Origin of the sequence: Helicobacter anseris, assembly GCF_003364335.1 — a bacterium.
GTDB classification, from domain to species: domain Bacteria; phylum Campylobacterota; class Campylobacteria; order Campylobacterales; family Helicobacteraceae; genus Helicobacter_H; species Helicobacter_H anseris.
Genome location: NZ_NXLX01000003.1, coordinates 94,669 through 106,390, shown reverse-complemented (window position 1 = coordinate 106,390; position 11,722 = coordinate 94,669). Strand labels below are relative to the sequence as shown.

Below are 11,722 nucleotides of genomic sequence, written 5' to 3'. Positions count from 1 at the left end.
AGAACTTTGAAGTATGGGGTAAGTAAATAAGTATTATGCGTGATGATAATATTGATATTTTGGTAATAGGCGGTGGTCATGCTGGTATTGAAGCTAGTATTGTAAGTGCTAAGATGGGGGCTAGAGTGCATCTTTTAACAATGCTTGTGGAAAATATAGGGCTTGCAAGTTGCAATCCAGCAATTGGAGGACTTGGTAAGGGGCATTTGGTTAAAGAAGTAGATGCTCTTGGCGGTGTTATGGGTATTTTAACAGATAAAAGCGGGATACAATATCGTGTATTAAATGCATCAAAGGGACCTGCTGTAAGGGGGACTAGGGCTCAAATTGATATGGATAAATATCGTATAGAAGCTAGAAATATGGTTTTAAATACCTCAAATTTAAGTGTTTCTCAAGAGGTTGTTGAGAGTTTGTTGGTTGAAGAGCAAAAAGTGATTGGTGTAAGGACTAATATTGGAAAAACTTATTTTGCAAAAAAAGTGATAATTACAGCGGGCACTTTTTTAAGAGGATTGGTGCATATTGGTGAGACACAAATTACTAATGGTAGATTTGGCGAGAATGCATCAATTGGATTATCTCAAAGTCTTAGGGATTTGGGATTTGAGTTAGGAAGATTAAAAACAGGGACTTGTCCTAGAATCGATGGCAGAAGTATCGATACTGCAAATTTAGAACAACATTTTGGTGATACAATACCACCAAATTTTAGTTATAGAACTAAGGATTTTAACCCCGAACAATTGCCTTGTTTTGTAACCTATACCAATGAAACTACACATCAATATATTAGAGACAATTTTTCTAGAGCTCCTCTTTTTACAGGTCAAATTGAAGGCGTTGGTCCTAGATATTGTCCAAGTATTGAGGATAAAATCCATCGGTTTGCAGAAAAAGAAAGACATCAGTTATTTTTAGAGCCTCAAACTCAAGATAAGGTGGAATATTATATCAATGGTTTAAGCACTTCTTTGCCATTTGATGTGCAAGAAAAAGTGATACATTCTATTACTGGGCTTGAAAATGCAAAAATCACGCGTTATGGTTATGCTATAGAGTATGATTATGTAAATCCTACAGCCTTGTGGCATACTCTTGAAACACGCCTTATTAGTGGGCTTTATTTTGCAGGACAGATAAATGGAACAACAGGTTATGAAGAAGCGGCAGCACAAGGGATTGTAGCTGGTATAAATGCGGTTTTGAGTTTAAAGAAAGAAGATGGGAGATTTCAAAATAAATTTGGTGATATGCAAGAGTTTATTCTTCGTAGAGATGAGGGATATATCGGGGTTATGATAGATGATTTGGTGACAAAGGGCACAACAGAGCCTTATAGAGTTTTTACCTCTCGTGCTGAATATAGATTGCTTTTAAGAGAGGACAATGCACTCTTTAGGCTTGGAAAATATGCTTATACACTTGGTTTGATGGAAAAACAAGATTATGATACATTAGAAAAGGATATGCAAGACATTAAAGAGGGTATAGAATTTTTAAAACAAAAGATTTTAACCCCATCAAAAGAAACCTTAAAGTTTTTACAAGATATTCAAGAAGAACCTATCAATGATAAATGTCAGGCAATTTTAGTTGTTGGAAGAGATAGTTTTGATGATGATAAACTTGAAAAATTTGATATCAGCTTTAAAAATGTAAGCAAAAGAGCAAAAGAGCAAATTAGAATTCTTGCAAAATATGATAACTATATCCAAAAGCAATTAGAGAGTGTTGCAAAGATGGAGCAGATGCTAGAAGTCAAGATACCAAAGGATTTTGTTTTTGATGGGATTGCAGGTTTGAGTTTGGAGGTAGTGGAAAAGCTCAATAAATATAAGCCTGCTACTTTATTTCATGCATCAAATATTAGCGGTATTACCCCAGCAAGTTTAGATGTTTTGCATTTATATATTCACTTATATCACAAGAAGAAAAATCAATGAATCAAGCAATTGACATATTAAAAAAACTTATTTCCTATCCAACAATAACACCAAAGGAATGTGGTATTTATGAATACATTGCAGAAATTTTGGGGGATTTTGAAGTTTTGAGATTTGATAAGGGGGAGGTTAAGAATCTATTTTTGTATAAAAAATTTGGTCAAGGTGAGATAGATAAGAATACCCCACATTTTTGTTTTGCCGGTCATATTGATGTAGTGCCACCTGGTGATGGTTGGAAATATGATCCATTTTTACCTTTCATAGAAAATAATTTTTTATATGGTAGGGGAACACAGGATATGAAAGGGGGCGTAGCAAGTTTTCTTAGGGCTTCACAATTATTGGAAATACAAAAAATAAGTGAAGTGAAAATCATCTCAATTTTGCTTACAAGCGATGAAGAAGGAGTAGGGATTGATGGCACAAGATATGTTCTTGATGAGCTAAAAAAAATAGACCTATTGCCACAATTTGCAATTGTTGCCGAACCTACTTGTGATAAGATTTTTGGAGATACAGTAAAAATAGGTCGCAGAGGATCTATCAATGGAATTTTAAAAATTAAAGGATTGCAAGGACATGTTGCATATCCTGAAAAATGCATCAATCCTGTTGAATTGCTGGGAGCTAGATTGGGTGACTTGGCTGGATATTTTTTGGATCAAGGAGATGAAGACTTTTTGCCCTCAAAAATAGTAATCACTGATATTAGAGGTGGTATGGAAGTGGTTAATGTGACACCAAATGAACTAAAAATAATGTTTAATGTTCGCAATAATACATTAAGCACTAAAGAAACATTGAGAGATTATATACATCGTGTGTTAAAAGACATTGATTATGAATTAGAGCTTACTCAAAGCTCTTTTCCTTTTAAAAGCTCTAATACAAGTTGGTTGGTAAATAATCTTTTGCAGGTTATAAAAGAACAGACAGGTTTGCAAGCAAAGCTAAGCACAAGTGGTGGAACAAGTGATGCAAGATATTTTGCACAATATGGAGTGGAAGTTGTGGAATTTGGGGTAAAAAATGATAGGATACATAGTTTAAATGAATGTGTATGTATAGATGAAATAAAAAAGCTTTCGCAAGTTTTTTTACAAATAGCAAATAATTTTTTAAGGAGTTAAGATGCAAAAAGTGTTTTTGATTAAGGATGATAAGATTGGTGAAGGAGAGCTTGGAGGTATGATGATGGGAGGATTTTTGCAAGCAATAAGTTTGCAAGATCAAGCAATGCTTCCAAAAAGTATTATCTTATTAAATAGAGGCGTATTGCTTGGAACGAAAAATGAGCAAATACAAAATGAGGTCGCCTTACAATCACTGCAAAAATTAGAAGAAATGGGTGTTGAGATTTTATTTTGCCAAACTTGTATAGATTTTTTTGGATTAAGAGAGAAAAATGTTGTTGGTAAAATTGATAATGCAATGCATATTACTCAATTGATTTTAAGTAATGAGGTTGTGAGTTTATGATAGATCGATTAACACAATTTGTTCAGTGTGCTGGTTGAGCTGGAAAAGTAGGTCCGGAGGATCTAACACAAATTTTTTCTACAATGCACCGACCAAAAAATAAAGATGTTATCATAGATTTTGAAGGCAATGAGGATTGTGGAGTTTATCGTATAGATGATAAAACAATGCTGCTGCAAAGTGTAGATGTTATAACACCAGTGGTAGATGATCCTTATTTGTTTGGAAAAATTGCTGCGTGTAATGCTTTGAGCGATATTTTTGCAATGGGGGGCGAAGCAAAAACAGCTTTAAATATCCTTATGTGGGATAAAGAGCATGTTTCTAAGCAGGCATTGCAAGAGATTTTAAGAGGGGGTATGGAAAAGATTATAGAATCTGATGCTTCGCTTTTAGGGGGACATACTATTGTTGATAGAGAACAAAAGTATGGATTAAGTGTTGGTGGTCTGGCATCAAAGATTTGGAGAAATAACACAGCAAATATTGGAGATGTAATTATTTTGTGCAAACCTATTGGGAGCGGATTGATTACAACGGCACTAAAACAAGGAAAAATGCAGGACTTAGATGCCAAAGAATGCTTAGATTCTATGGAAAGATTAAATCTTTATGCAAGTAGAGTTGCGCAAGATTATCCTATCAGTGCTTGTACAGATATTACTGGATTTGGACTGATTGGACATTTGTATGAAATGTGTAACAATAAGACTGCAATTGCATTAAATGTGTCAGAAATTCCTTTTTTTGAAAATATGGATAGGGCACTCAAAGAGGGTTGCGTCTCTGGTGGTAGTAAGAATAATCAAAAATATTTTCAAAAATTTGTTAAAAATGAAGCAAATATACAAGATGATATTGCCTTATATGATGCTCAAACTTCTGGTGGAATTGTTTTTGCTTTGCCTAAAGAGAAAGCAAAAAATTTGCTTAATATATTAAAAAAATCAGGATATGAGAGAGCAAGCATTATTGGTGATTTTATCCCAAGTAGAGATGATTGCAAGATTGTATTAGGATGATTTGGAGGATTATTTGAGAATCTTAATAGCGATTATATCTTTTGTTTTGTTGTTTGTGGGTTGTTCTAGTAATTTAAATATGGGTTACTACTCTGTATTGCAAAAAGATTATAGATTTAATATCAATGCCCCAGTTGTGATTATGCATGATGTTAATGATATTTTGTCTGCCTATTATGTAGATTTGATTATTTATGAGTTGCAAAAAAGAGGATTTACAAGTTTATACAAGCAAAGTGAGCTAAAACTATCTCATGCTAGAAATGCAATTTTTATTCGCCTTTATAAGGAAGTAAAACCTTATCCAAGTGTCAGTTATAATTATAGTGTTATGAATGATGGCGTGGTTTCTTCTTGTTATTTTTATGGTGAAAAATTTTATTGTGACAATTCACCGCAAAAGACATTAAATCTGACAGATTTTTCTCAAAGAATGGATTATGTTCTCACTTATCATTTTACTTTGGATTGGTATGATGTAAATACAAGACAAAGAATTATGTTTGTTGACGGTAGTGTGAGAGGAAAAACTTGCGGATATAATTATGTTTTTAGGGATTTGGTTTATCATACAATCAATCGTATGGATTTTACTAGAGAGGAGAATTATAACTATACCTCTCCTTTGCCAAGATATTGGGTTTGTGATTAATGATTATTAGAAGAATGTTTGGTTTTTGTGCTGCGCACATAGTGAGGAATTGCTCCTCTATAAGATGTTCTAGGAGCTTGCATGGACATAATTATAAAGTAGAGGTTTTTGTAAGATCTGATAAATTAGATAATGCAGGTATGATACTTGACTTTGGTATTTTTAAAAACCAAATTGCTGATTTTATTGATGGATTTGATCATGCCTATCATGTTTGGGATAGGGAACAAAATGAGATTAGAGATTTTGCTATTAAGAATTCAGAGCGTTATGTTATCTTGACTCATAATCCTAGCGCTGAAAATTATGCATTGTTATTATTATTTTTTGTTGATAAGTTTTTGCAAGCAATGGAGTTTGGCAATAATGAAGGGAGTATTGTTGTAGAATCTGTAAGGGTGCATGAAACAGATCATGGATATGCAGAAGCCTTTAGTAATGATTTGAAAAATTTATATTTTATGCAAAAAGTTAGTTTAGATTCCATTCTTTTTTCTGAAGCAATCAAGCAAGATTGGAAGGATCCTTTTATGCTTGATAAACTCAAAGAATTTGAACTAGATAAGATAAAAAAACCTTTTGTTTTTCAAACCCCGTTGCAACAAGTTTGATGTTAAAAATTTCAGAAATCTTTTATAGTATTCAGGGCGAAGGCAGACAAATGGGCAGACCTAGCGTTTTTGTAAGAGTAGGTATGTGTAATTTGACTTGCAAGGGTTTTTCAGAGAGTGTGCAATATGAAGGGAAAAAAATTATAGGCTGTGATAGTATTTATGCGGCAAATAAGGCTTTTTCTAAAGAATGGATTGTTTTTGAAGATTCTAAGAAGCTTATTAGTGAGATTGAGCAAAAGGGAAATGGAAATTTTGATATTGTTTTAACTGGTGGAGAGCCAAGTTTGTACTTTGGCAATAAGGTTTTACTTGAAACATTGAAATATTTTATCAAAAGACATCATCATATCTATGTAGAAAGCAATGGAAGTGTATTTTTTGATTTTAATGAGATTTTAAAATCTTTGCATTTTACCTTGGGGGTTAAATTAAGCAATACTCTTGATTTAAAAGAGAAAAGAATAAATATTAAAGCAATACAGAATATTTTAGATCATGCAAAGAGTGTATATTTTAAGTTTGTGCTCAATCAAGAGATGTGTAAAGATGGGAGTGGGATTGCTGAAATAAATGAAATACTTGCTCAGGTTAGTGGAAGTTATGAGGTATATTTAATGCCACAGGGCAGTGATATAGAAACCTTAAATAGAAATATAAAATTTTTATTACCCCTTTGCTTAGAAAATAATTTTTATTTATCAGATAGATTGCATATTAGGATATGGGGTAATAAAAGAGGGGTTTAGTTTTTATCTTTATAAATTCTAATGCATTCTACAAAAAAACTAAATCCCATAATAGCATAAATATAATTTTTAGAGATATGGTAGCTTAAACCATCTGCAATAAGATTTATGCCAATAAGAATTAAAATGCACAGAGCTAGGAGTTTGATAGAAGGATTTTTATTGATAAAATCTGAGATATAGCCAGATACAAAAATCATAATAAAAACTGCTATGATGATTGCAATACTTGCCAACAAAGTGATTTCTTTGGGGTTTGTAATTGTGTTTTGTAGCATTCCTACGGCAGTGATAACAGAATCTAGAGAAAAAACAATATCTAAAATCGCAATTTGCAGAACACAAGTTAAAAAACTTGTGTTTTTAGTATTTGATTGAGGAGAAATCTCTTCATTTGTATGAAGTGATAGATTTTTTAATTCTAAAATACCCTTATAAATCAAAAAAATACCCCCAGCAATCAAGAAGATATCTTTTCCTGATAATGAAATTAAAGAAGTTTTGATAATGGGGGTTTGCAGCGTAATAATCCAAGCAATAGAGAAAAGTAAAGCAATTCTTGTAAACATTGCTAAAAATAATCCGAGAATTCTTGCTTTATTTTGTTGTTGTTTGGGTAATTTAGCCACCGCAATTGCAATAAAAATAATATTATCTATCCCAAGAATAATTTCTAGTAGAGTTAGTGTGATAAGAGCACCCCAAGCTTCTGGTTGTGCTAACCATTCTAGCATTTAGAGCCATCCCTTTTTCTTAAAATAAATTACAGGGACAATAGTTGAGATAACCATAACAAGAATTGCAATAGGATAGCCAAAACTCCATTCAAGTTCTGGCATATATTTAAAGTTCATTCCATAGATTGTTCCAATTAGTGTAGGAGGCATCATTGCCATTGTTGCAACTGTAAATAATTTGATAATTTTATTTTGTTCAATATTGATTTGATTGGTAAAAAGACTTTGAACATTATCTAGAATATTCATATTGACAGTTGTAAATTCAACAAGAGAATTAAGATCTTTTAAAACAATATTTAAATTTTTTTTAATATCCATATCAATTTTATCACTCTTTAAAAGAGCTGTGATTGCTCTTCTTTTATCAAATAAGGAATCTCTCACGCTCATATTGATTTCTTGTAAATTAGAAAGTCTTTCAAGAATATTGCCATAGTCTCCATGATCTTTGTCAAAGACTTCTTTGCGTAATATACGGGTCTCTTGCCCCACATCTTCTAGCATATCAGCATCTTTTTCCACACGGACTTCATAAATTTTGCTTACTACATCAAAACCATCTTCAAAATTTTTTGGACTAGCTAAAACGCGTTGTTGTATTTCATCAAAAACCTTGAAATCACCATATCTAATGGTAAATAAAATACCATTATGCAAAATAAATGTTACTGTCTCATTGCGTAGTTGTAGTTTTGCTGGTCGCATTAAAAAATAGCTATTGATTGTAATACCAGTGCTATCTTCCCAATATCTAGCACTTTGCTCGATTTCTTCCCTTTCTTCTTTTGTTGGTATATCTAATTTATAAGTTTTTGCAATGTATGCTACTTCTTCAAAAGTAGGGTGCAGCAGATCTATCCATAAAATTACTTGATTCTCTAGATTGATTTTTTCTACACTACTAAAACTCTCTCTAACAACAAAAGAGCTTTTTTTGATAAAGATATTCATCATTTTCTAATCTTTCTTATCTAAAACTTCAAATGCAGGTAATATCTTTCCTTCTAAAAGTTCTAGCGAAGCTCCACCACCTGTTGAAATAAAGCTCATGTTATCTCTTTCACCAGCCTTATCTACAGCATCAGCAGTATCACCCCCGCCTATGAGAGAGAATGCATAAGTATCTCCTATGGTATGGGCAATTGAAAAAGTTCCTCTAGAAAATTGCGCATCCTCATAAATTCCAAGTGGTCCATTCCAGATAATTGTATTGCTAGATCTAATTACTTGATTGAACAATTTTGTTGTTGCTGGACCCATATCAACAGCCATAAAATTAGAAGGGATATCTTGAGCAGGAGAAATTTCAACCCTTCGATTACCCTCAATGCAATCAGTGCTAATTACATCAACAGGTAAATAGACTTTTACTCCCTTATCCTTTGCTAATTGTAAAATTTTTCTAGCATCTTCAAGCAATCCATCTTCAACAAGAGATTTTTGCATATCATAACCTAAAGATTTTAAGAAAGTGTTACTCATAGCACCACCAATGATAATTCTATCTACAACATCTAGGATATTGTAGAGTAGAGCAAGCTTTGAGCTTACTTTACTACCACCAACAATTAGTAAAACAGGTTTGATTGGATTTGCTAGCGCCTTGGCAAAAGAATCAATCTCTTTTTTTAATAAAATCCCAGCAACTTTTTGAGAGGCAAATTTGGCAACCCCATAAGTGCTTGAATGTGCTCTATGGCTTGTTCCAAAAGCATCATTTACAAAAATATCACACAGGGTTGAGAGTTTTTGGCTAAGAGAATCAGAATTTTTTTCTTCTTCTGGATAAAAACGGATATTTTCTAATAAAATAATGCCTTGATATTGATTTTGCAATTCTTTTGCTTGTTCAATTGTTTCGGCAAAAAGAATATTTTTCTCTAGCAGCCTTTCAAGTCTTTTTAAGATATGTTTGAGAGAAAATTTAGAGTCTTTTCCTTTGGGTCTGCCTAGATGGCTTACAAGGACAATACTTTTTGCTCCATTGTCAATGCAGTAATTTATAGTAGGTAAGGCTTCTCTGATTCTTGTATCATCTGATATATTTAAGTCTTTATCCATCGGGACATTAAAATCTACCCGAATAAGTATATGTTTGTCACATATATCAATATCTTTAATACTTTTTGTTTGTTGCATAAAATTAATTCCAGCTACTTGAAGCATAAGAGCACCTCTTTTTAATTTATGAAAATGGTATTTTATCAAAAATTAAAACATTTTTTTTAAGAGGATTTTTCCAAATTCAACTCCTGGTTGATTATAGGTATTGATGTTTAAAATCGCACCAGCAGCTGATGTAAGAAGTTCAAAATAGATGATAAGCGTGCCTACGCTTCTTTCACAAAGCTCATTTATTTCTATATGATCAGTTGGTATATTTTCATTTTGTATCGTTTGCATTGTGGCAATTTGCTGAGTGCTTAAAAGTTTTGCAAAAGAAGTGTTATTAACAAAGTCGGTAGATTCTAAGTATTTTAAAGAAAGCTTTGGTATTTTTGGTTTAGTGTAATTTGCTTGATCCAAACTTATAAAAGTAACTGTTTTATCCATAACTCCTTGTGTGATAAGTTGCAAAAAAGAATGCTGATCAATGCTACCTATAAGGCTAATGGGAGTAAGTCCAACTTTTTTTCCATAAATATCAATTTTACCTAAAGATTCTCCCCATAGTTGAACATACCAGGCATTAAAATTTTTAAATACGCTCGAGTAGGAAAAAAGAATATTGATAGGATAACGCTCTTTGTTTTTTGCCAAAAAAATTGCTTTTTGCAAAACATGCTCTTCTTTTCTTTCAAAAAAATTATCTTGAAATTTTTTTGCACCTTCCAAAAGCTCTTTGGTATCATATCCAAGAAGAGTAAGGGGAAGAATACCAATTGTGCTTAATACAGAAAAACGACCTCCTATATTTTGATCAATTTCAAAAAAATCAAAATGATATTCTTTGGCAAATAAAGACAGCGGAGAATCTTGATCGGTAATAATAATTAGATGTTTTTTGTTGTGAGGAGTTAAAAGCTTATACTTGTGAATAACAAATTTAAGCAATGAAGAGGTTTCAATTGTTGTTCCAGATTTTGAAATTGCTATAAAAAGAGTTTGAGTAAGTTGTATTTTATTTAGTGTTTTTTGTATTTCAATTGGATCTGTATGTTCCAAAAATCTTAATTTGATATTTTTTCTTCTAGGGAGGTGTTTAAGCATTCCATCGATTGCCTTTATACCAAGAGAACTACCACCAATACCAATAATGACAATATTTTTTATTGTTTCTAGAAAGTTTTTATGTTTTTTTAAAAAAGATAAAGAATCTTCTAGTGCTTTATAATCATGCACGAGACTGTAATACCCAGTTTTATTTAATGTTTTTTCTTGTTTAATTAGAGAAAAAACATTATCTAGGGCTTCTTTGCTTGGTTTGGCTAGTTTATTGTCATAATTGTTCTTATCAAAAAAATGTGTAAAATTTAGCATATTTTAGCTTTTTTGCTTGAGATATTTCAATGATTTAGTATATAGGCACACATATCAATTAACCTATATGAATAACCCATTTCATTATCATACCATGCCAATACCTTCGCGCTATTGCCTTGAACAAGTGTTTTGTCTGGGATAAAAATTGCACTGTAATGTGAACCAATAAAATCACTTGATACACATTTGTCTTCATCAACCTTGATGAGTCCTTTCATATAGCTAGATTGTGCTTCAAAAAAAGCTTGATTGATACTTTCTTTTGTTGTAGAATGATTTAAGGTTACACTTAAATCCACAAGGCTAACATTTGGTGTTGGAACCCTGATGGCAAATCCATTGAGTTTGCCATTTAATTCTGGAATTGCCAATCCGATAGCTTTTGCAGCTCCGGTGCTTGTTGGGATGATATTAAGAGCAGCTGCCCTAGCTCGACGAATATCTTTATGTTTTACATCAAGTAGATTCTGATCGTTTGTATAGCTATGTATAGTTGTCATAAGTCCATTTTCAACACCAAAATTTTGATGTAAAACTTTTAGTATTGGTGCGAGGCAATTAGTTGTGCAAGAAGCATTTGAAATAATAGTTTCACCATTGTATGATGTATGATTTACACCAAAAACAAATGTTGGTGTGTTGTCTGCAGGGGCTGATATAATTACTTTTTTGACACTTCCTTTGAGATGGGCAGAAGATTTTTCTAGAGAATTAAAACTACCCGTACATTCTACAACACATTGTGCCCCATACACTGAAAAATCTAAAGACTGAATATCTCTGTTGCTTAAAATTTTTATATTTTTACTGTTTCCTATTTCTAGTGTATTAGAATCTATCTGTTTGACTCCAAATTTTCCGTGTACAGAGTCGTATTTAATTAGATGTATTAGGGTTTCAATATCTGTTGTTGTATTGATAGCAACAATTTCCAAGTCTTTTCTCATACTAGCAATTTTAATTGCACAAAGCCCTATTCTTCCTGTCCCATTTATTGCAATTTTGTTCATAAGTAATTTACCTTAAAAAATATTCTT

12 protein-coding genes are annotated in these 11,722 nt (G+C 32.2%); 7 read left to right on the top strand and 5 right to left on the bottom strand.

The features are described 5' to 3' along the window. Nucleotides 1–35 precede the first annotated feature (35 nt). From mnmG to CQA57_RS02285, 7 genes are all read left to right on the top strand, one after another. A complete protein-coding gene (gene mnmG, locus CQA57_RS02315; RefSeq protein ID WP_407918728.1) occupies nt 36–1,946 on the top strand; it encodes a tRNA uridine-5-carboxymethylaminomethyl(34) synthesis enzyme MnmG in 1,911 nt (636 codons plus the stop codon). After that, nucleotides 1,943–3,079 carry a succinyl-diaminopimelate desuccinylase gene (gene dapE / locus CQA57_RS02310; RefSeq protein WP_115578628.1) on the top strand — a complete coding sequence of 379 codons (1,137 nt, stop codon included), beginning with the start codon at nt 1,943–1,945 and terminating at the stop codon, nt 3,077–3,079. Before mnmG ends, dapE begins: the two co-directional genes overlap by 4 nt. A gap of 1 nt (nt 3,080) precedes the next feature. Beyond that, nucleotides 3,081–3,428, top strand: coding sequence for a DsrE family protein (locus CQA57_RS02305; RefSeq protein ID WP_115578627.1), 348 nt, complete (start codon nt 3,081–3,083; stop codon nt 3,426–3,428). A gap of 83 nt (nt 3,429–3,511) precedes the next feature. Then, nucleotides 3,512–4,450, top strand: a complete 939-nt coding sequence (gene selD, locus CQA57_RS02300; protein ID WP_115578626.1) for a selenide, water dikinase SelD — start codon at nt 3,512–3,514, stop codon at nt 4,448–4,450. Nucleotides 4,451–4,463: 13 nt separating this feature from the next. Then, entirely contained in the window at nt 4,464–5,102 is a 639-nt protein-coding gene (locus CQA57_RS02295; protein WP_147288339.1) for a hypothetical protein, read from the top strand. Next, entirely contained in the window at nt 5,102–5,713 is a 612-nt protein-coding gene (locus tag CQA57_RS02290; protein ID WP_115578624.1) for a 6-pyruvoyl trahydropterin synthase family protein, read from the top strand. The genes CQA57_RS02295 and CQA57_RS02290 overlap by 1 nt, the downstream gene beginning before the upstream one ends. Beyond that, complete coding sequence (locus CQA57_RS02285; protein WP_281270378.1) at nt 5,713–6,462, top strand: 7-carboxy-7-deazaguanine synthase QueE; 750 nt, start codon at nt 5,713–5,715, stop codon at nt 6,460–6,462. The genes CQA57_RS02290 and CQA57_RS02285 overlap by 1 nt, the downstream gene beginning before the upstream one ends. Here CQA57_RS02285 and CQA57_RS02280 read toward each other — a convergent pair. From CQA57_RS02280 to gap, 5 genes are read right to left on the bottom strand one after another with little or no spacing between them, the layout of a single operon-like run. After that, complete coding sequence (locus CQA57_RS02280) at nt 6,459–7,196, bottom strand: TerC family protein (protein ID WP_115578622.1); 738 nt, start codon at nt 7,194–7,196, stop codon at nt 6,459–6,461. The two genes, CQA57_RS02285 and CQA57_RS02280, sit on opposite strands and share 4 nt — an antisense overlap. Beyond that, the gene (corA, locus tag CQA57_RS02275; RefSeq protein WP_115578621.1) at nt 7,197–8,156 is read right to left on the bottom strand and encodes a magnesium/cobalt transporter CorA; all 960 of its coding nucleotides are present in this window, start codon (nt 8,154–8,156) and stop codon (nt 7,197–7,199) included. Nucleotides 8,157–8,159: 3 nt separating this feature from the next. Next, nucleotides 8,160–9,368: a phosphoglycerate kinase gene (locus CQA57_RS02270; protein ID WP_115578620.1), complete on the bottom strand. Its 1,209-nt coding sequence runs from the start codon at nt 9,366–9,368 to the stop codon at nt 8,160–8,162. A gap of 45 nt (nt 9,369–9,413) precedes the next feature. Next, complete coding sequence (locus tag CQA57_RS02265) at nt 9,414–10,682, bottom strand: glucose-6-phosphate isomerase (RefSeq protein WP_115578619.1); 1,269 nt, start codon at nt 10,680–10,682, stop codon at nt 9,414–9,416. Between the two features lie 26 nt (nt 10,683–10,708). After that, nucleotides 10,709–11,695, bottom strand: a complete 987-nt coding sequence (gene gap / locus CQA57_RS02260; RefSeq protein WP_115578618.1) for a type I glyceraldehyde-3-phosphate dehydrogenase — start codon at nt 11,693–11,695, stop codon at nt 10,709–10,711. Nucleotides 11,696–11,722 lie beyond the last annotated feature (27 nt).

Excerpts from the sequence above, each read along its gene's own strand:
- mnmG (WP_407918728.1), top strand. The coding sequence starts at position 36 with ATGCGTGATGATAATATTGATATTTTGGTAATAGGCGGTGGTCATGCT.
- dapE (WP_115578628.1), top strand. The coding sequence starts at position 1,943 with ATGAATCAAGCAATTGACATATTAAAAAAACTTATTTCCTATCCAACA.
- CQA57_RS02305 (WP_115578627.1), top strand. The coding sequence starts at position 3,081 with ATGCAAAAAGTGTTTTTGATTAAGGATGATAAGATTGGTGAAGGAGAG.
- selD (WP_115578626.1), top strand. The coding sequence starts at position 3,512 with ATGCACCGACCAAAAAATAAAGATGTTATCATAGATTTTGAAGGCAAT.
- CQA57_RS02290 (WP_115578624.1), top strand. The coding sequence starts at position 5,102 with ATGATTATTAGAAGAATGTTTGGTTTTTGTGCTGCGCACATAGTGAGG.
- CQA57_RS02285 (WP_281270378.1), top strand. The coding sequence starts at position 5,713 with ATGTTAAAAATTTCAGAAATCTTTTATAGTATTCAGGGCGAAGGCAGA.
- CQA57_RS02280 (WP_115578622.1), bottom strand. The coding sequence starts at position 7,196 with ATGCTAGAATGGTTAGCACAACCAGAAGCTTGGGGTGCTCTTATCACA.
- corA (WP_115578621.1), bottom strand. The coding sequence starts at position 8,156 with ATGATGAATATCTTTATCAAAAAAAGCTCTTTTGTTGTTAGAGAGAGT.
- CQA57_RS02270 (WP_115578620.1), bottom strand. The coding sequence starts at position 9,368 with ATGCTTCAAGTAGCTGGAATTAATTTTATGCAACAAACAAAAAGTATT.
- CQA57_RS02265 (WP_115578619.1), bottom strand. The coding sequence starts at position 10,682 with ATGCTAAATTTTACACATTTTTTTGATAAGAACAATTATGACAATAAA.
- gap (WP_115578618.1), bottom strand. The coding sequence starts at position 11,695 with ATGAACAAAATTGCAATAAATGGGACAGGAAGAATAGGGCTTTGTGCA.